Source organism: Nocardioides sp. NPDC101246 (assembly GCF_044767415.1).
Lineage (GTDB): Bacteria > Actinomycetota > Actinomycetes > Propionibacteriales > Nocardioidaceae > Nocardioides.
In genome coordinates this window covers 1-19,078 of record NZ_JBIWNX010000014.1, presented here as the reverse complement: position 1 = coordinate 19,078, position 19,078 = coordinate 1, and the positions used below count along the sequence as shown (strand labels likewise).

Annotated in this window: 19 protein-coding genes; 14 read left to right on the top strand and 5 right to left on the bottom strand. The window is 67.7% G+C overall.

All coding sequences use genetic code 11. The annotated features are described in order from the left end of the window. Positions 1–13 precede the first annotated feature (13 nt). Positions 14–949, bottom strand: coding sequence for a LysR family transcriptional regulator (locus ACIRON_RS23405; RefSeq protein WP_402995953.1), 936 nt, complete (start codon positions 947–949; stop codon positions 14–16). Positions 950–1,034: 85 nt separating this feature from the next. Here ACIRON_RS23405 and ACIRON_RS23400 point away from each other — a divergent pair, with 85 nt between their 5' ends. From ACIRON_RS23400 to ACIRON_RS23380, 5 genes are all read left to right on the top strand, one after another. Next, positions 1,035–1,979 carry a LysR family transcriptional regulator gene (locus ACIRON_RS23400; protein WP_402995952.1) on the top strand — a complete coding sequence of 315 codons (945 nt, stop codon included), beginning with the start codon at positions 1,035–1,037 and terminating at the stop codon, positions 1,977–1,979. A 236-nt stretch (positions 1,980–2,215) separates the two neighbouring features. After that, positions 2,216–3,331: a sugar ABC transporter substrate-binding protein gene (locus tag ACIRON_RS23395; protein ID WP_402995950.1), complete on the top strand. Its 1,116-nt coding sequence runs from the start codon at positions 2,216–2,218 to the stop codon at positions 3,329–3,331. A 3-nt stretch (positions 3,332–3,334) separates the two neighbouring features. Beyond that, positions 3,335–4,924 carry a sugar ABC transporter ATP-binding protein gene (locus ACIRON_RS23390; protein WP_402995948.1) on the top strand — a complete coding sequence of 530 codons (1,590 nt, stop codon included), beginning with the start codon at positions 3,335–3,337 and terminating at the stop codon, positions 4,922–4,924. Continuing rightward, positions 4,921–5,970 carry an ABC transporter permease gene (locus ACIRON_RS23385; RefSeq protein WP_402995946.1) on the top strand — a complete coding sequence of 350 codons (1,050 nt, stop codon included), beginning with the start codon at positions 4,921–4,923 and terminating at the stop codon, positions 5,968–5,970. The genes ACIRON_RS23390 and ACIRON_RS23385 overlap by 4 nt, the downstream gene beginning before the upstream one ends. Positions 5,971–5,972: 2 nt before the next feature. Beyond that, positions 5,973–6,956 (top strand): fumarylacetoacetate hydrolase family protein, encoded by a 984-nt coding sequence (locus ACIRON_RS23380; protein WP_402995944.1) that lies wholly within the window; start codon positions 5,973–5,975, stop codon positions 6,954–6,956. A gap of 130 nt (positions 6,957–7,086) precedes the next feature. Here ACIRON_RS23380 and ACIRON_RS23375 read toward each other — a convergent pair whose 3' ends face one another. The 4 genes from ACIRON_RS23375 to ACIRON_RS23360 all read right to left on the bottom strand — a co-directional run bounded on the left by ACIRON_RS23375 (position 7,087) and on the right by ACIRON_RS23360 (position 11,045). Next, positions 7,087–8,715, bottom strand: a complete 1,629-nt coding sequence (locus ACIRON_RS23375) for a CotH kinase family protein (RefSeq protein WP_402995942.1) — start codon at positions 8,713–8,715, stop codon at positions 7,087–7,089. Further along, positions 8,715–9,392, bottom strand: coding sequence for a DUF4956 domain-containing protein (locus ACIRON_RS23370; RefSeq protein ID WP_402995940.1), 678 nt, complete (start codon positions 9,390–9,392; stop codon positions 8,715–8,717). Before ACIRON_RS23370 ends, ACIRON_RS23375 begins: the two co-directional genes overlap by 1 nt. Positions 9,393–9,424: 32 nt before the next feature. Beyond that, complete coding sequence (locus ACIRON_RS23365; protein ID WP_402995938.1) at positions 9,425–10,318, bottom strand: polyphosphate polymerase domain-containing protein; 894 nt, start codon at positions 10,316–10,318, stop codon at positions 9,425–9,427. 190 nt (positions 10,319–10,508) lie between these two features. After that, entirely contained in the window at positions 10,509–11,045 is a 537-nt protein-coding gene (locus tag ACIRON_RS23360; protein WP_402995936.1) for a cupin domain-containing protein, read from the bottom strand. A gap of 282 nt (positions 11,046–11,327) precedes the next feature. On the opposite strand from ACIRON_RS23360, the gene ACIRON_RS23355 reads away from it, so the two are divergent. The 9 genes from ACIRON_RS23355 to ACIRON_RS23315 are packed head-to-tail and all read left to right on the top strand — an operon-like array spanning position 11,328 to position 18,904. Further along, on the top strand, positions 11,328–11,621 hold the full coding sequence (locus tag ACIRON_RS23355) for a putative quinol monooxygenase (RefSeq protein ID WP_402995934.1): 294 nt from the start codon (positions 11,328–11,330) through the stop codon (positions 11,619–11,621). A gap of 53 nt (positions 11,622–11,674) precedes the next feature. Next, positions 11,675–12,622, top strand: a complete 948-nt coding sequence (locus tag ACIRON_RS23350) for a VOC family protein (RefSeq protein ID WP_402995932.1) — start codon at positions 11,675–11,677, stop codon at positions 12,620–12,622. 1 nt (position 12,623) lies between these two features. Continuing rightward, positions 12,624–13,415 (top strand): SDR family NAD(P)-dependent oxidoreductase, encoded by a 792-nt coding sequence (locus ACIRON_RS23345; protein ID WP_402995930.1) that lies wholly within the window; start codon positions 12,624–12,626, stop codon positions 13,413–13,415. Next, entirely contained in the window at positions 13,412–14,128 is a 717-nt protein-coding gene (locus tag ACIRON_RS23340) for an SDR family NAD(P)-dependent oxidoreductase (protein ID WP_402995928.1), read from the top strand. The genes ACIRON_RS23345 and ACIRON_RS23340 overlap by 4 nt, the downstream gene beginning before the upstream one ends. 15 nt (positions 14,129–14,143) lie before the next feature. Then, entirely contained in the window at positions 14,144–14,887 is a 744-nt protein-coding gene (locus ACIRON_RS23335) for an SDR family NAD(P)-dependent oxidoreductase (RefSeq protein WP_402995926.1), read from the top strand. Positions 14,888–14,942: 55 nt separating this feature from the next. Further along, positions 14,943–15,923 (top strand): ornithine cyclodeaminase family protein, encoded by a 981-nt coding sequence (locus tag ACIRON_RS23330; RefSeq protein ID WP_402995924.1) that lies wholly within the window; start codon positions 14,943–14,945, stop codon positions 15,921–15,923. 11 nt (positions 15,924–15,934) lie between these two features. After that, positions 15,935–17,431 carry an NAD-dependent succinate-semialdehyde dehydrogenase gene (locus ACIRON_RS23325; protein WP_402995922.1) on the top strand — a complete coding sequence of 499 codons (1,497 nt, stop codon included), beginning with the start codon at positions 15,935–15,937 and terminating at the stop codon, positions 17,429–17,431. A 33-nt stretch (positions 17,432–17,464) separates the two neighbouring features. After that, on the top strand, positions 17,465–18,484 hold the full coding sequence (locus ACIRON_RS23320; RefSeq protein ID WP_402995920.1) for a dihydrodipicolinate synthase family protein: 1,020 nt from the start codon (positions 17,465–17,467) through the stop codon (positions 18,482–18,484). 24 nt (positions 18,485–18,508) lie between these two features. Next, entirely contained in the window at positions 18,509–18,904 is a 396-nt protein-coding gene (locus tag ACIRON_RS23315; RefSeq protein ID WP_402995918.1) for a nuclear transport factor 2 family protein, read from the top strand. Positions 18,905–19,078: the final 174 nt, after the last annotated feature.

The window sequence follows — 19,078 nt, the reverse complement described above, 5'->3', positions numbered from 1 at the left end:
AGCGAGCCGCGTCTCAGCCGAGAGAATCCTCCACAGCGATGGCCACGTCGTAGAGCAGCTGGCGCAGCCAGAGCACAGCCGGATCCTTCTCCCGGAGAGGATGCCAATGGGCGGCCTCGGTGATCTTGATCGGTTGCAGGGGCGTACGTGCGGCGATCAGCCCGAACGAGCCGGTGCAGCGGCGGGCGAGGCGAGAAGGAACGAATGCACACATGTCCGTTCCTGACACCGCGAACGGGAGGGTCAGCAAGCTGGTGACTCGGACCAGGACCGTACGATCGCCCAGCCCGCTTCTCTCGAGCTCGACCTCGAGCGGACGCTGCTGGGATCCGGCTGGGAGGAACTCGGCGACCGCGTGCGGCATCTCGCGGAGATCGTCGAGCGTGAGCGAGCCGTCTCGCAGTCTGGGGTGGTCGCGGTTGACCAGGCAGACCAGCTCGTCGGTGAAGACCGGTTGGATCCGCCCGGGGAACCCGAACCCGAGTGGGGCGATGACGAGGTCCCGCCGCATGAGTTGACTGTCGAGCTGGTTGGGCTGCAGATCGAGCGGGTCGAGCTCGACAGTGCAACCGGGAGCGCGTTCGGTCAGATGATGGATCAGCGGTTCTGCGAGCACCGTCATGGCGTACTCGGACATGCTCACGGCAAAGCGTTTGGCGCTGCTGGCGGCGGTGAACTCACGGTGGTTGCCGAGCAGAGCCTCGGCCGTCTCGATCGCGTCCAGCACGACCGGCCGTAGTCGTTCGGCGTGAGGAGTCAGGGAGAAACCGCGGCCGTCTCGGACGAGGAGCTCGTCGCCGAAATGCTTGCGCAGCCTGTTCAGCGCGCCGCTCATCGCCTGCTGGCTCAGCGAGATTCGTTCGCCTGCTCGGGTGAGATTGCGCTCTTCGAGGAGCGCATGGAGGGCGAACAGAAGATTGGCGTCCACCCCGTGAAGCCGCTCCGGCACCTGGCACCCCTATGTGACGATGTTCACCATGATGGCGGCACTATAGCCATCGTAGTTGTGGAACACCGCGGACGAGGAGCGCGCGATGTCTCTTGGCAAGGCCGACCTGAATCTGTTGGTGCCCCTGAAGGTGCTGCTCGAGGAGGGGAACGTGACCCGTGCCGGCAAACGGCTCGGGTTGAGCCAGCCGGCGATGAGCACGTCGCTCGCCCGGCTGCGGCGGCGTTTCGACGACGAGCTGCTGGTGCGCGCGGGCCGGGACTACGAGCTGACCCCGTTCGCCCATGACCTGCTTCCCGAGGTGCAGCGCGCCGTACGACGCCTCGGAGCCGCGCTGGAGCTGGAGGACGACTTCGACCCGGCCACCAGCGAGCGCACGTTCCAGCTGACCATGAGCGACTATGCGATCGCGGTGGTCCATGAGCCGCTCGTGCGGCTGGTGGAGCGAGAGGCTCCTGGTGTGCGTCTGAGCATCGGTCATCTCGGCCCGGACTCGCGCTCCTCCGAGCGCATCCTGGTCGAGAACGATGCGCTGATCGCACCGACGGGCTTCGGCTTTCCCGGGAGGTCGCGGACGCTGTGGACCGACCGGATGGTGCTCATCGTCGACCGAGACAATCCACGCTTGCGCGACGGGCGCCTGACGATCGAGGATCTGGCCCACCTACCGCATGCCGTGGGCAACTTCGGGCCTGGAACGCCGATCGTGGAGGACCGCGTCTTCGGGCAGTTCGACATCCAACGACGGGTTGCGCTGCAGGTCTTCGGGTTCCTGCCGCTGCCGTTCGTGATCGAGGGCACCGACATGGTCGCCGTTGTGCCCGAAGCCCTGGCCCAGACGCGCCTCGGCCAGGACAGTCGGTTGGTCATGGTGGAGACCCCGTTCCCGACGCTGTTGCTGACCGAGGGGTACTGGTTCGCCGAGGACCGGCTCTACGACCCGGCGCATCGCTGGCTGTTCGGGCGTCTGGACGCGCTGCGAGCCGAGCTTCCGCAGCGTGCGTTCATGGAGCTCGGCCCGCAGCGCTGAAGGGTCGTCCCTGCGCCTCGAGGATGACAACACCCCTCGCGGCCGATGGCAGGCATTCGCATGGGCTGTTTCCCTTGCCGCCACTGCTCAGCCAGTCTCCGTAGTGACGCCGGTCACAGGTCTCGGATGGAGACGGCGCCGACGCCGTCCCGAACCAAGGAGCAGTGATGATGCACAAACCCGCAGCACGCAACCGGTCGCGTGCTCGACGCGTAGCAAAGTACGCAGCAGGAGCCGTGGCGCTCGCCGTCTCGAGCGCGCTGCTGGCCTCCTGCGGATCCGACACCGGATCCGCGAGTCCGTCTGCCAAGGCCTCGGCCTCCTCTGAGGTCGACGCCGCACTGGACAAGGCGTACGCCGGTCTGTCCGGCGATCTCGCCGACCTGACATCGGTCACGCCGAAGGAGGGCGTGAACTTCTACGTCATCTCCTGCGGACAGTCGCTGGCTTCCTGCGCATCGCCGACCCAGGCGATGATGGACGCGGCGGAGGCCGCCGGGTGGAGCGCGCACATGGCCGACGGCAAGCTCAGCCCCGACGGCTTCGCGGCCGCGATCCGCCAGGCCGTCGCCGGTGGTGCTGACGTCATCGTCCCGGTCGGTTTCGACTGCCAGACCGCGCAGGCCGCCTTCAAGGAGGCCACCGACGCGGGCATCGTCGTGGTCGGTGGCGGTGGCCCGGACACCTGCGACCCGAAGCTGTGGAAGTCCGAGCGGCTGTGGCTCGACGGCTATTCCGCCCAGCAGCAGTGGGGCGCCTTCGGCCAGTACGGAGCCGACTGGGCGTACGGCCAGACCGGTGGAGACCTCAAGGCCGTCACCATCACGGCCACGACGAATCCCTGGGGACAGTGGATCACCGACGGCTTCAACGACGAGGCCGGCAAGCTCGGCGGCACGATCGTGGCGAACGTCGACGTCACCGACCCCGAGAGCGCCGATGGCTCGTTCGTCCAGAAGGTGACCACCGCACTGCTGGCGCACCCTGAAGCGACCACGCTGCAGGTGCCGATCGGAAGCTATCTGACGGGCGGTCTCTACCAGGCGATCGTCTCCTCCGGGCGCGAGGACCTGACCATCGTGGTCTCCGGCCAGGCCGGCCCCGAGACGACCGACCTGATCAGGTCGGGCTCGCAGAACGGGATCACGCTCGGCGCGGTGACGCAGGCCCAGGCATGGGGCGCGTGGGGATCGATCGACACCGCCGTCCGCGTTCTCGCGGGTGAGGATCCGGTCTTCATCGGAGAGGAGATCCAGGCGGTCGACAGCGACCACAATCTGCCGGAGTCGGGCGCCTACGACGGCAGCCAGGACTGGAAGTCCGCCTTCCTGAAGGCCTGGGGCAAGGCCTGATCGATGCCGACGACCACCTACGAGACGCCCGCCCGGGACACGGAAGCCGGGCCGGACGTCGCCTTACGGCTCGCCGGGCTGTGCAAGAGCTTCGCGGCGGTGCGGGTCCTCGACGACGCCGCCCTCACCGTTCGCCGCGGCACCGTGCATGCCCTGCTCGGTGGCAACGGCTCCGGCAAGAGCACGACCATCAAGATCCTGGCCGGCGTCTATACCGCAGACGCGGGAGAGCTCGAGATCCATGGTGAGCGCCATGACCTCAGCAGCTATGTCCCGGCCACGGCCGAGGACGCCGGGCTGAGATTCGTGCATCAGGATCTGGGCCTGTTCGACGAGCTCTCCGTGGAGGAGAACTTCGCGCTCGACGCCTCCTATCCACGCAACCGGATGGGTGGGATCGACTGGCAGGCACTTCGACGTCGCGTCGCTCGGCTGATCGACAGCTACGGAATCAGGGGAACGCCGCGGACACCCGTGAACCGGCTGACCCCGACTGACCGGACGCTGGTTGCGATCGCCCGGGCGCTGCAGGACGACGAGGACGGAAGACGGATCGTGGTCCTCGACGAGCCCACCGCGTCGCTGGGGCGCAAGGAGTCCGAGGAGCTGCTCGGGCACGTACGCCGCCGAGCCGATCTCGGACAGACCTTCGTGATCGTCAGCCATCGCCTCCAGGAGGTGCTCTCTGTCGCTGATGACCTGACCGTCCTGCGTGACGGAAGGGTCGCAGCCCAGCTGGTTGACGCCGCGCCGACCGAGGACGAGATCGTCGCCGCGATGGCCGGGCGTACGGTGGCCGCGCTCGAGCCGACCGGTTCGATCGAGCGCGTCACCGCGGAGCCTGTCCTCCGTCTCGACGGCGTACGTGTCGGCCCGGTGGTGCAGGCGGACCTGACCGTCCACCGAGGCGAGATCGTGGGCATCGCCGGCCTGGCCGGCTCAGGCCGGACGGCACTGCTGTCGACGGTGTTCGGTGACATCCGCCCCGAAGCCGGACGGATGACCCTCGACGGCGTCCCGTTCGCGCCCCGTGCGGTCGACGAGGCGATGGCGGCCGGGATCGCACTGGTGCCCGCCGACCGGGCCCACGAGGCCGCGTTCGCGGACCTGAGCACGGCGGAGAACCTGTCCGCGAGCGTGACTCGAGAGCTGTGGCGCGGCGGGTTCCTGCGACGCGGTCGCTACCGGCGCACGGCCGTGGACCTGATCGCCAAGTTCGGGATCAAGGTCGACGGGCCGGACGCGCCGTTCAGCTCGATGTCAGGTGGCAACCAGCAGAAGGCGGTCGTCGCTCGCTGGCTGCAGCGCGACCCGCGCGTGATCCTGCTCGATGAACCCACCCAGGGCGTGGACGTCATGTCTCGGGCTGACATCTACGCCATCATCCGCGACACGGCCCGTACCAGCGGGGCCTGCGTCCTGGTCGCCTCCAGCGACCTCGCCGAGCTGCACGCGGTCTGCGATCGGGTCGTCGTCCTCGCCGGCGGTCGGTTCACTCACGAGGTCGCCGCCGCCGACGTCACGGTCGACGATCTCACCGCTCTCGTTCTCAAAGCACCCACTCGATCGGCCACGGAAGGTCCGCAGTCATGACCGACACCTCGCACGCGCCGGAGACGGCACCCCACTCGCCGTCCTCGGCGCCACCCTCGAAGCAGGTGGCGGCAACGCGGTCCGGCACCGCCGTACGTCTGCTGGAGAGCTACGCACTGGTCGCGATCACGGTCGCGGTGGCCGTGTTCTTCGCGATGACGCCGCCGGCGAGTGCCGCGTTCACCTCGATCAACAACATCAACGTCGTCCTGGGCAACAACGCCGTCGTCACGCTGCTGGCGCTGGCCGCGCTCTTCCCCCTGGTGTGCGGGTTCTTCGACTTCTCGCTCGGTGCGACCGCGGTGTTCTGCTCGGTGCTCTGCGCCGGTCTGCAGGCCAGGTCAGGCCTTCCGCTGTGGCTGGCCGTGCTCGTGCCGATGCTCGTCGCGGTGGTGATCGGGTTGGTGAACGGGTTGTTCGTGACGCGGTTCAAGATGAGTCCGTTCGTGACCACGCTCGGGATGGCGACGTTGCTCTCGGGCATCACGATCTGGTTCTCCGCGGGCACCACCTTCGTGCTCGAGGGATCCTCGCCGTTGATCGCCTTCGGGTCGCGCCGGCTGCTGGGTCTGCCCGTGGTGTTCCTCGTCGTGCTCCTGATAGCGGTGGTGGTCTGGTACTTCTTTCAGCACACGCCCTACGGTCGCTCGCTCTACGCCATCGGCTCCAACTCGGCGAGCGCCCGCCTGGTCGGGGTACGCGTCGATCGCAGTGTGTGGGTCGCGTTCGTCGCCTCGGCGGCGATCTCGGGCGCAGCCGGCGTCCTGCTGCTCGCGCGACAGGGCAGCGCTACCGCTGTCGACGGTGGTTCACTGCTCTTTCCTGCCCTTGCTGCGGTCTTCCTCGGCGCTACCGCGATCACGCCCGGCTTCTTCAACGTCGTCGGCACCCTGATCAGCGCGATCTTCGTCTCGATCGCAGTCAGCGGACTCACGCTGATGGGGGCGCAGGGCTGGGCGACCAACGTGTTCAACGGCATGGCTCTCCTCGTCGCCGTCGCCCTCTCCACCTATCTGGGACGTCGCAAGCTGCGCGGACGGTCCTGACCATGAAGGTCGCAGCGTTCCGTCGTGCCGAGGACCCGCCGGACGCGCGCCGGGTCGGTCTGGTCGTCGGCGACGGAGCCAGCTGGTGGATCCATCCGTTCCCCGACGGCACCGAGATGGTGGAGCTGTTGGCCACCGATCCAGAGGTTCGGGACCAGGCTGCTGATGCAGCCGCCCAGGCCGACGGCCTGCGCCCGCCCGAAGTCGTGCTGCTGCCGCCGGTCTACCCGGTCGCCATGCGCGACTTCCTCACCTTCGAGGCGCACGTCGACGGGATGGAGCGTGGCCACGGCAATCATGGGCCGCCCGCGGAGTGGTATCAGGCGCCGGTGTTTCTGTTCATGGCACCGCATGCGGTCGCGGGACCCTACGACGACGTACCGATGCCTCCGGACACCGAGCGCCTCGACTTCGAGCTCGAGATCGCCGCGGTCATCTGCCGGGACGTACGAGACGTGACGCCCGAGGAAGCAGGCGCGGCGATCGGCGGGTACTGCGTGATGAACGACTGGTCGGCTCGTGACGTCCAGGGCCGCGAGATGAGCCTCAAGCTGGGGCCGTCCAAGGGCAAGGACTTCGCGACGACCATCGGACCTTGGGTGGTCACTCCTGACGAGCTCGACGACTGCCGCGACCAGGACGGGTTCCTGGACCTCGTCATGTCGGTCACGGTCAACGGCGCCACCGTCGGACGCGACCGCTCCGGGCACATGGGCTGGTCGTTCGAACAACTGGTCTCGCATGCGTCCCGGGCCTCCTGGGTCAAGGCCGGTGAGGTGCTCGCCTCGGGTACCTGCGCTTCCGGCTCCCTCGCCGAGGCCTGGGGTCGCACCGGCTCACTCGAACCGCCACCGCTTCAGGTCGGCGATGTCGTCGAGATGTCGATCGACCGGCTGGGAACGATCCGCAACCAGGTCAGCCCATCGAACGGCGCGGTGGGGGCGGTCCCAGCTGCCCGCCGCCTCCGGAGAGAGAAGGACCGATGAGCACCAGCCCCAACCCCGATCCCTTCAACGACCCCGACCGCGGGCTCTTCGTCGCGCCACCTGACTGAGGCCGGACCACGAGGGAGGGGCGCGGTATCGGCGCCCCTCCCTCTGCGGACCCTTCGCCGGCTCAGCCGTTGCGAGCCTTCTCGAGGGCACTGGTGCGCTGGTCGACCCAGTCCGACACGGTGTCGATCTCCGTCCGGAGGTCCTCGGCGCTCAGGGAGTCGCTGGTCGGGATCGACTCGGCGAGTCCGGTGACGGTGTCAGAGGCGGTCCCGTCGGCGTAGAGCTTGTCGTACAGGTCCCAGTACGCCTCGGTGTAGGCGGCCTTCAGACCATCAGACGCGAGGAACCGCTCCTTGAGCTGGTTTCCTCCGGCTATGCCACCACCCTCGGGCATCTCCATCCCGTCGGGCATCTCCATGCCTTCGGGCATGCCGCCCTGGCCGTTCGTCGGGCCACCCGCTGCGCGGTTCCCGCCGCCGAACATGCTGCTCTGCTCGTCGGGACCGAGGGTGGCGTCGCCCTGCATGGCCAGGTTGAGGTCCCAGGAGACCACCGAGAGCTTCTCGGAATCGAGGTCGTACCAGAGGTAGTAGTTCTGTCCCGGACCACTCATGTCGTCGCTGTTGACGATCAGGTTCTGCATCGCCAGGTAGTCCGCGAGCGAGTCGACGTCGACCCACTGGTCCAGGTCGGCGGCAAACTCCTCGTCGCTGGCCTCGTCCATCCACTTCAGGAAGTCGATGATCGGCTGCAGGGTGCCGTCGTCGCTGGCGTTGATCTGCTTGAACTGGTCGCTGTAGGACGACTGATCGTCGTCGACATAGGCCAGTTGCGAGGAGGCGTCCGCCTTGTAGAGGTAGCCGGGGGAGTCGAACAGGTTGTTGGCCATGTTCTCGTCCGGATGGGCGAGCAGCAGACGGGTGGTCGTGTCGCTGCCGTTGACCGAGTAGACCGCGTACCCGTAGTCCTGGGTCGGCAGGTCGGCCTCCTTGGTCAGGGAGAGGGCCATGGCCTCATTGATGACCGGGCTGCCGGGGCGTACGGAGATCTCGGTCATGCCCTGGTACGCACGGCCCTCGACGTTCTCGTCGAAGCTGAGCAGCAGCGGCAGCGAGGTCGGGTCCTCGGCGGATGCCTGGGAGATCCCGCCCATCGCGCCGCCCATTCCACCTTCGGGCATCTCCATCCCCTCGGGGAGCTCCATGCCCTCCGGGGGCTGCATCCCCTCGGGGAACTCCATGCCCTCGGGGAACTCCATGCCATCGGGCATCTCCATGCCCTCCGGAGGCTGCATCCCGCCCTGACCAGGACCACCCTGGCCGCCTCCACCCGTGCCGCGGAGGCCCATCAGGGTCGAGTTGCCCTTCAGGCGCACGGCGACGTCGTTGATGACGGTGCCGTCGATGGTCACCGTGGCCGTGACCCACTTCTTCTCGCCGTCCTTCTGGTAGCTCTCGACCATGTCGTCGTACTCGACGTCGGTGATGTCGATCGAGAGCTCGTGGTCGACGGAGGTGTCGAAGAGGTCGACGGTGCCGGCGAGGTCCTCGGTGATCTCGGCGGAGGTGATCTCGACATCGCCGGTGATGTAGGGCTTGATGCCCACGTCCTTGAGCGTGACCACCAGCGCGAGGGAGAAGACACCCAGGAGGGCGACGAGCTTCCAGTGCTGGCGCCAGGACCGCGGCAGGCGGTGCCGCAGCCGCCTGCGCGGCACCGGCTGCGGGCCGGTGGACCCGGGCTCAGACATCACAGATCGGTCTGGTCGTAGCCCGTCAGCACGGTGACGCGCTGACCGCTGTTGACCGCGGAGAGAGCCTGCAGCAGCTCACGCGAGCTGCTGCCCTTCTTCAGCTGAGCGGTGTAGTAGAGCTCGATCAGCGCCCCGGAGCGTACGGACTCGGTAGAGACCAGCTCGAAGTCGGAGCAGTGCTGGATCATCAGGTCCTCGACGTTCGAGGTGTACTCCGGCTCGGGTGGCACCTGGACCTTGACCACCTGACGCTGCACGTCGAGCTTGAACCAGTTGAACTTGTTCATCAGGACGAGCACGAGGCAGATCATCACCGTCGCCGCGATCGCGAGCAGGTAGAACCGGGTGCCGGTCGTCATCCCGATCGCCATCACCAAGAAGATGAAGCCGACGTCACGGGTCTCCTTCACGGCGTTGCGGAACCGGATCACCGACAGCGCACCCACCAGCGCGAACGCCCGGGCGATGTTGGAGCCGACGACGAGCATGATGAGCGAGACGACCATGCCCGCGAGCACCAGCGTCTGGACGTACGACTGGCTGTAGGAGACGTTCTTGTGGGTGGCCCGGTAGACGTAGCCGATGATCGCCGACAGCACGAACGACAGCGTCAGCGACGCCACGATGTCGAAGACGGTGAACGTGGAGCTGAGATCTTGGAAATCGAGATTCATGGAAGCTTCCTATGAAGGGATCAGTGAGGTGATCAGTGAGTGGTGATGAGGTCGGTGGACGGGGTGGGGACGTTCTCGGCCGCGCCGTACCGTGAGCTCGGGGCGAGCGAGAAGGCTTCGACGGACTGGCAGTACTTCGAGATCCGGACCACGGACATGTCGAGCCGTGCGGTCAGGTCGGTCGCCCAATAGGGCACCCGCTCATTGGCCTTGAGCTCCACGATCGCCAGCTTCGGCGGGATCAGGAACCGGTTCTCCGCGCCGGATGCGAAATGGAAGTCACGGTCGCGGCCGTGCACGCGGTGGTCGATCGTGACACGCAGACCGAGGTCGGCCTCGCGACCCACGAAAGCCTCACGCTGGTAGCCGGTGGTGACGATGGGACGCAGGTCGAGATTGCCGACCAGCGAAGTGACCTCGTTGACGAAGCCTCGGGAGGCACCACCGACGTCGAGATCGAGCTCCTCACGCTCGTCGAGCCAGCGTCGCGCCTGCTGGTAGGGCAGCGAGAGGCGGCGCTTCTGGGTCACCCGGTTCACGCGCTGCTTGATCTCTACGTGGACTGGGGTCTCGTCGGTACAGCTCGCCGGCTGCCCGTAGAGCCGCATCCGGAGCTTGCGGCGGAACCGGAGCCCCTCGATCTTCTCCCAGTAGAAGCGCAGGTCCGGGGTGTCGTAGTAGACCGACGTCACCGGGTAGCCGCCCAGCGGTGAATAGGGATCGGCCTCCATCCGGGCTTCGAGCTCCTCACGCAGCTCGGCGACCTTCAGCTCGTCGATCAGATACTTGATCTCGTAGCGGTTGAAAGCGTGCAACCGGCTCGCGGTCTCCGCGTAGCCGGTCGGTCGCGTCGGAGCGTCCTCGGCTTCCGTGACGGCTTTCGTGGTGTCGGGGTTGACGCTTCGGCGTCGACTCAACCAACTCATTCAGTTTGTCCTCCCGGGATGGTCACGTTTGCGACTTCGGGAGTTCATCGATCGTTCATATCTTCGGGCTGTGCCGAACCTGTGATGAGCCTGTCAAAGTCCGCGGCGGCACCATCGCTGTCGACATGACGGAGCCCGAGCGACTCTGCGTGGTGCAGAGCGCTCGGGCTCATCGGGTGACGCTCTGAGGTCAGTCGCGCGGTCCGCCGTGCATCAGGCCGTCAAGACCGCCGATCGTGTCCGCAAGACTCGGTTCGAACTCGCCGTCGACCAGTACGAAGGCGACAAGCGCCGGCTCGCTGCCGCGATTGGCCCAGGCATGATTGGTGCCGCGCTGCACGACGATGTCGCCGGCGCGCGCGGTCACCTCCGAGTCGTCCAGAACCAGGACGACCTCTCCGGTCAGCACGATGCCGTAGTCGATCGACGCAGTGCGGTGCCAGGGCGACTGCAGGCCGTGCTCGTCGAGATGGCCAGGCAGAAATTCGTTGACGCGTACCTTGGTGCCGCGCAGGGGTGGCGGGACGGCAAGCGTGCGCTCGGTCGGCTCTTCGGGCTCGACAGCTCGGATCACGGTCGGAGCGCCCTCGGTGTTCCAGATCTCGTGGAAGTAGACGCCGTCGTCGGGGAGCTCCTGGCTGACCGGCGCCGGTCCGTCAGAGAGGACCACGGAGACTCCCTGTGCGTCATGGCCGGTGACGATGCGGCGGGGGACTGCGCCGGTCATGCCGGTGTCCTGGTCGGCTTGCAGCCGTGAGTGAGCAGAGTCATGGCCGTAAGTCAGCCGCACGTCTGCCCGAGAGACAAGCGCTGGGGCATCAGGATCCCCGATTGCTGGCATCGGGCAACAGCGAACCGAGCCAGTCGCTCCAGGACCTGTCGCAGACCTCCGTTGAGACGATGGTTGCTATCGCAATGAATGCTTTCCCCGGAGCGTCCGGCCCTGCCTACGGTGAGACGAACGTCACCGCTGTGGTGGTGACGCGGAAACCGTCTTTGGAGGAAGACCATGGCCTACGTCGTCAACGCCACCTGGATTGCCGAGCCCGGCAAGGAAGGTGTGGTCCTCGACGCGATCGAGAAGCTGATTCCGCCCTCGCGGGCGGAGTCGGGCAACCGTTTCTACCAGGCGTACCAGGACCCGGCTGAGCCGCTGGTGTTCCGGTTGTTCGAGATCTACGACGACGAGGAGGCGTACGCCGCCCACGGCGCGTCCGCGCACTTCAAGGAGTTCGGGCTCGAGCAGGCGATCCCCGTGCTCGCCAGCCGCGAACGGGCCTTCTACGAGACGGTCGGCGACTGAGTAGTGCGCCTCTTGCTGCGACGAGACCAGACCAACAACAAGGAGAGACGGCCATGAGCCACCTCAACGAGCACGGCATCACGCACCTTCGCCATGTGGATCTTGCCGTGGTCGACTACGACGCACAGCGAGATTTCTACAAGAACACCTGGGGGCTGACAGAGGTCGGGACGGACGGGGACCTGTCCTACCTCGCTGCCGAGGGTTCCCCGGAGCATCACGTCATCCGGCTCCGCAAGGCCGAGGACAAGCGGCTGGACCTCATCTCCTATGGCTCGGAGAGTCCTGAGAAGGTGGACGCTCTGGCCGAGCACCTGGGTCGCCAGGACGTACGGCTGGTGAGCGAGCCTGGTCCGCTGCAGACCGCTGGCGGCGGTTACGGCTTCCGGTTCTTCGACATCGACGGCCGCACGATCGAGGTCTCCGCCGACGTGGAGGCTAGAAGGCACCGCCCGATCGAGGAGGGCGAGGCCATCCCGGTGCGCATCTCGCACGCCGTGATGAACAGCAACGACCCCAACCGCACCCGGGACTTCTACGCGAACGTACTGGGGTTCAAGCTCTCCGACTCGCTGTGGAGCGAGCACATGGGGGAGATGATGCACTTCATGCGGTGCAACGACTGGCACCACAGCTTCGCCATCGCTCGCGGCCCGCACACGTCGGTGCACCACGTCTCCTTCGAGATGCGGGGCCTGGACGAGTACATGCGCGGCACCGGCCGCGTGATGCGTGCCGGGTTCAAGAAGGTGTGGGGGCCCGGCCGGCACAGCGCGGGCAACAACACCTTCACCTACTTCCTGGACCCGAACGGCAACACCGTCGAGTACACCACCGAGCTCGAGCTCATCGAGACGGATGATCGGCATCCCACGATCTACGACATCGCCGACCCGATGACCCAGGATCAGTGGGGTACTTCCGACCCGATGAGCGAGCTCATCGCCCGCGACTCGTTCAACGACCCGGACCGCGGCGTCTTCGTCGCTCCGCCGGTGTGACATGGCGGACGTGAGCGGAAAGATCATCGTCGTCACGGGTGCGGCGCGCGGACAGGGAGCCGAGGAGGTCCGGGCGCTGGAAGCAGCCGGCGCGACGGTCGTCGCGACGGATGTGCTCCCCTTCGAAGGTCTCGAGCGAGATGGCCAGAGATGGGACGCCTCCGGCGGGCTGGTCATCGAACGGCACCTCGACGTGACCGCAAGCGACGGCTGGACGGAGCTTGCGGACTGGTTGCGCGCTGAGTACGGCCGAGTCGACGGCTTGGTGAACAACGCCGGGGTCGCGGCGCGCGAGCGCCTCCCGAACGTGTCGCTGGAGCTGTGGCACCGCACGCTCGACATCAACGTCACCGGGCCGCTCCTCGGGATCCAGGCGCTCGCGCCGCTGATGCCGCCTGGGTCCTCGATCGTGAACATCTGCTCGGTGGCCGCGGTCGCGGGTCACGCGGCTGCGGCCTACACGGCGTCGAAGTGGGCGCTGCGCGGGCTCACCCGTTCTGCCTCTCTCGAGCTCGGCTCGACGCGAGGCATCCGGGTCAACGCGGTGATGCCGGGCCTCGTCGACACGCCCTTGATGGAGTCCGCGCCGCCGGCCTTCCACGAAGCTGCCCTTGCGGAGATCCCGCTCGGGCGGGTCGGTGTGCCGGCGGACATCGCGCCGACCATCGTCTTCCTGCTCTCCGACGACTCGAGCTACTACAACGGCGCTGAGATCGTCGTGGACGGCGGTCTGGTCGCCCACGTCAGCCACAAGCGGATCGCCGACGCGACGCGGTCGGGGGCGCAGAAGTGAGCACGACTCGTCTCGCCGTCGTGACCGGTGGTGCCGGCGGCATCGGCCGGGTCATCGTCGACCGGTTGGTGGCGGACGGTGTCCGGGTCGCCGTGGTGGATCTGGTCCAGGCCGACGGCCTGTCCAACGGCGCATCGGCGTTCGTGGCCGACGTCTCAGACGCCTCCTCGGTCGCGGCCATGGCCGCGCAGGTTCGGGAGCGGCTCGGCGAGCCGGCCATCCTGGTCCACGCGGCGGCGCTGCAGTTCGTACGCCCCTTCGAGGAGGTCGATCACACGGCCTGGTCGGCGATGATGCGCGTGAACGTCGACGGTCTGTTCCACCTTGCTCAGGAGTTCCTGCCGTCGATGCGCAGAACGGGGTGGGGTCGCGTGGTCGCCGTCACCTCCTCGAGCCTCTTCGCCCCCAACGCCGGGATGGTCCCGTACGTCACCAGCAAGGGTGCGCTGCTCGGCCTCGTGCGGTCACTGGCCAAGGAGGTGGGACCTGACGGGGTCACGGTGAACGCCGTGGCTCCCGGCCTCACCCGGACCGAGCGGTCGGCCGCGGACCTCCCAGAGGAGCTCTTCCACGCCGTGCGCGAACGGCAGTCGGTGAAGCGTACCGGCGAGCCACAGGACACCGCCGCAGCCGTGGCGTTCCTGGCGTCGCAGGAGGCCGGCTTCATCACCGGCCAGACGCTGCTGGTCGACGGGGGCGAGAGCCATGTCTGAGATTCGGAGCTACGGATGAGGATCGATCTGACCGGCAAGGTCGTGCTGATCACCGGTACGGCCGGCGGGCAGGGCGCCGTCGCGGCACAGCTCTTCGCCGAAGCCGGCGCGACAGTCGTCGGGTGCGATGTGAAACCCGCGCCCGACGTGGACCGAGTCGACCTCACGGACGAGGAGGCAGTCCGCAGCTGGGTCGAGGCAGCCGCGCTGCGGCACGGACGCATCGATGTGCTGTACGCCAACGCCGGAGCCACCCGGTTCGGACCGCTGGAGCAGATCACCAGCGACGACTGGGACTTCAACCTTCGACACGAGCTCGACGTGGTGTTCTTCCCCGTCAAGCACGCCTGGCCGCATCTGCGTGCGTCCTCGGGTTCCGTCGTGCTGGTGGGCTCGACCGCCGGGATGACCGGATCGGTCACGAACAGGCGTGTCGCGCACACGGTGACCAAGGGCGGCGTCATCGCTCTCACCAAGCAGCTGGCTGCCGAAGGAGCAGCGCACGGCGTGCGGGCGAACTGCGTCAGTCCCGGCATGATCGACACGCCCGCGACCCGCGGCGACCTGCTCGCCGCCGACCACCCGATGCGACGGATCGCGGCCGCCATCCCGCTCGGTCGGGTAGGCGACGCAGAGGAGGTGGCGCGCTGTGCGCTGTTCCTGGCCAGCGACGCGGCGTCCTACGTGACGGGCGCCAACCTCGTGGTCGACGGCGGCTGGTCGGCGGTGCTGCCCGGAGTCTTGGACCCCGCCCCCTGAGCCATCTTGCCTTCGACATCAATCTGCAATACCAACTGACGAGAGGAGGACCGCGATGACGCTGGTCCTTGATGATCCGACGGTGTGCGCCGTCTTCGAGTGGGCACCCGCGGTGTCCGCGCTGAAAGAGGCGTATGCCGGAGCGCCCGACTCTGATCGGTTCCCATCGCGCCGGGTGGCGCGCGGCGACCATGGATGGCTGCGCAGTCTGAGCGGCGTGCCGAACGGGGAGGCGCTGATGGGGCTCAAGGTGATCGCTGCGTCGCCGGTCAACCGGCGAGTCTCCTACCTGATCCCGCTCTTCGACCAGCGCAGTGCCGAGCTGGTGGCACTGCTCGACGGCCACTCGATCACCGGCTTCCGGACCGCGGCGACGACTGCGATGGCAGCGGACCTGCTGGCGACACCCGGCCGGCTGACGGTGGCGGTGATCGGCTCAGGCTTCGAAGCACGGAATCATCTGCGCGCGCTGGCTGCGGTGCGCGATCTCGCAGACATCCGGGTGTTCAGCCCTCGAGAGGAGAGCCGGAAGAGCTTCGCCGAGGATCTGGCCGACCTCGGCGTGCCGATCCAACCGGTCGATTCGGCCAAGGAGGCCGTGGCTGGCGCCGGTGTCGTGCTGTGCGCGGCACGCTCTCGTGACGAGTCGCCCACCCTGCTCGGTGCCTGGCTGGAGCCGGGCATGACGGTGCTCTCGATCGGCTCGACGCTGCCAGAGCAGCGGGAGGTCGATGAGGCCGTCATCGAGCGTGCCGATCTCCTGGTCGCCGACATGGTCGAGGAGGTCCTCGACGAGACCGGTGACCTGCTCGCCGCCCGCAAGGCCGGCATCGACGCAGCCGCCATGACGATCAGCCTGGCCGACCTGGTCGGCGGACGTAGCCCGGGCCGCGAGAGCGCCGACCAGATCCTGGTCTACAAGTCGGTCGGATCGGCGATCCAGGACCTCGCCGTCGCCGAGATGTGCGCGCGTGCGGCCGAAGCCGGCGGCCTCGGCGCGCGTCTGCCGCTCCAGATCACGCCCATCGAGAAATGAGGGATGACCCCATGACCACTACCGCAAACGACTTCGACGTCCTCGACGACCCCACCCTGCTGCGCACCGCGGCGTACGTCGACGGCGCGTGGATCACCGACGGCGAGTCGGGCAGCTTCGCCGTCGACAACCCGGCCACGGGCCGTGCCATCGCCGAGGTCCCGGCGCTCAGCGCCGACCAGGTCGCCGAGGCCCTCGACGCCGCCGAGCGAGCGCAGGCCGGGTGGCGTGCGCTCTCGGCCAAGGAGCGCTCGAAGGTCCTGCGCCGCTGGTTCGACCTCACCGAGACCCACGCCGACGACCTCGCCCACATCATCGTGCTGGAGCAGGGCAAACCGCTGGCCGAGGCCCGGGCCGAGGTGGCGTACGCGGCATCGTTCATCGAGTGGTTCGCCGAGGAGGCCAAGCGAGTCAGGGGCGAGATCTTCGACTCGCCGAAGGCCTCCGGCCGCGTCGTGGTGCTGCAGGAGCCGGTCGGCGTCTGCGTCGCCGTCACGCCGTGGAACTTCCCGGCCGCGATGATCACCCGCAAGGCCGCGCCGGCGCTGGCCGCCGGTTGCACCATGGTCGTCAAGCCCGCCAGCCAGACGCCGCTGACCGCGCTGGCTCTCGCCGAGCTCGCCGAGCGAGCCGGCGTCCCAGCAGGGGTGCTGAGCGTCGTGACCGGCAAGGCACGGGAGGTCGGGCCGGTGCTCACCGGTAGCCCGATCGTTCGCAAGATCAGCTTCACCGGATCCACCGAGGTCGGCCGCCAACTGCTCCAGGAGTCCGCACTCACCGTGAAGAACGCCTCGATGGAGCTGGGCGGCAACGCGCCGATCCTGGTCTTCGACGACGCCGACATCCCGACCGCCGTGGACGGTGTCCTGGCCGCCAAGTTCCGCAACTCCGGTGAGTCGTGCATCGGCGCCAACCGCGTCTACGTGCAGAACGGCATCTACGACGAGTTCGCCAAGGCCGTCGCCGAGCGCACCGCGTCGCTGGTTGTCGGCTCCGGGCTCGAGGACGGCGTGCAGATCGGCCCGCTCATCGACGAGGCCGCGGTCGAGAAGGTGGCCGAGCACATCGCCGACGCCACCGGCGGCGGCGCCACCGTGCTCGCCGGTGGTGGAGTGCACGACCGCGGTGGCCGTTTCTTCGCACCGACGGTCCTGGCAGAGGTGGCGCCCACCATGCTGATCACGCGCGAGGAGACCTTCGGGCCGGTGCTACCCCTGGTGCGGTTCGAGGACGAGGCCGACGTCGTGCGTTGGGCGAACGACACCGAGTTCGGCCTGGCCGCCTACCTCTTCACCAAGGACGCCGAGCGCACATGGCGGGTAGCCGCCGCTCTCGAAGCCGGCATGGTCGGCATCAACACCGGACTGATCTCCAACGAGATCGCCCCCTTCGGCGGCATCAAGCAGTCCGGGCTCGGACGGGAGGGGTCCGTGCACGGGATCGAGGAGTACCTCGAGATGAAGTACCTCGCCTGGGAGGGTGCCGGCACGACGCAGCCCGACGCCTGACTCGCACACACTACGAACCAAGGAGACTCAGACATGGCTGACTATCAGCGCAGCGAGGCCCGCGAGTGGGCCCGCGAACGACTCGTCGGTGCGGTCAACTGCACCATCCCGTCCTTCACCAGCGACCTGCGGGGCATCAACGAGAAGGCGATCCGTCATGACGTACGCCTCGCGAAGGAGCACGGCTTCCTCGGCACCCTCGGTGTCTCGGAGGTCAACATCACGCTGCCGGAGTACCTCGACTTCCTGCGCATCGTGAAGGACGAGGCACGAGACGACCTGGTCGTGGTCCACCACGGCAGCTGGAGCAACCTCGAGCAGAACCTCGAGGCCGTACGCGGCGCGGAGGAGGCCGGCGCCGAGCTGGTGCTGCTGTCGTACCCGCCGAACTTCTACCCCGAGTCCGAGCAGGACGTCTACGACTACACCAAGGCGGTCTGCGACGCGACCGACCTGGCCGTCATTCTGTTCCCGATGTTCCTGTGGGGGTTCAGCTCGCGCATCCATCCCTCCGACATCCCGGTGCGGCTGATCCGTCGGCTGCTCGACGACTGCCCGAACATCGCGGTCATCAAGGCCGAGGGCGGCTTCCCCAGCATCATGGGCATCGTCGAGTGCCACCGCCTCTTCGGCGACGAGGTCGTCATCTCCTGCCCGATCGAGGGCGAGCTGATGCCACTGGCGCAGCTGATGCCGATCCAGCTATCCGCGACCAGCGACCACGAGTACTACGGACCGATGATCCCGAAGATCATGGACCTGCTGCGCAAGGGCGACTTCGAGGCCGTGACCGACCTCTACTGGCAGCTCCATCCGGCCCGCAAGATCAAGAGCGGCCTGGCGGCGACGCTCAACGGCGGGGCGTTCATCAACCGGCAGGCCTGGAAGTTCCAGGGATGGCTCCAGGGCTACAACGGCGGCCCACTGCGGCAGCCGACCCAGCGTATCCACGATGCTCAGATGAACGCACTGCGCAAGGGGCTCGTGGACGTCGGTCTCGAGCCCAGCATGGACCCCTTCCGCGAATTCTTCATCGGCCGCAACCCCGTCTGACCCAACCCACACAACAGGAGAGTCATGCACACTCCCGAGCAGAACATCGAGACCGTCCAGAAGTTCCTCGGCACCGCCTTCGCCGAGGGGCGCCCCGAGGAGGCGGTCGCGACGTACGTCGGCGACACCTACATCCAGCACAGTCCGCAGGTGCCCGACGGCAAGGAGGGTTTCATCGCGATGGCGACCGAGGTGAACAAGGCCGCCGGCGCCGTCTACCCGGAGACGAAGCTCGTCGTGGCGACCGAGGAGTTCGTGGTCACCCTGACCCATTTCGTCACCGCCGATGGCTCCAACCCGGGACGGGCGTTCGCGGATATCATGCGGCTGGACGAGAACGGCAAGATCGTGGAGCACTGGGACGTGTCCCAGGATGTGCCGCCCGCCTCGGAGTTCGCACACGGGAATGGGATGTTCTGACCGATCCGACGTGTGGCTTCCCGCCGGACGAGGAGGCCTCCATCGCGAGGGGGGGGGGGGGCGGGGGGGCCCCCCCCCCCCGCCCCCGGCCCCCCCCCCCCCGGGGGGGGCCCCCCCCAAAAAAAAAACCCGGGGGTGGGGGCCCACACCCGCCCCCACACAACCCCCCCAGCC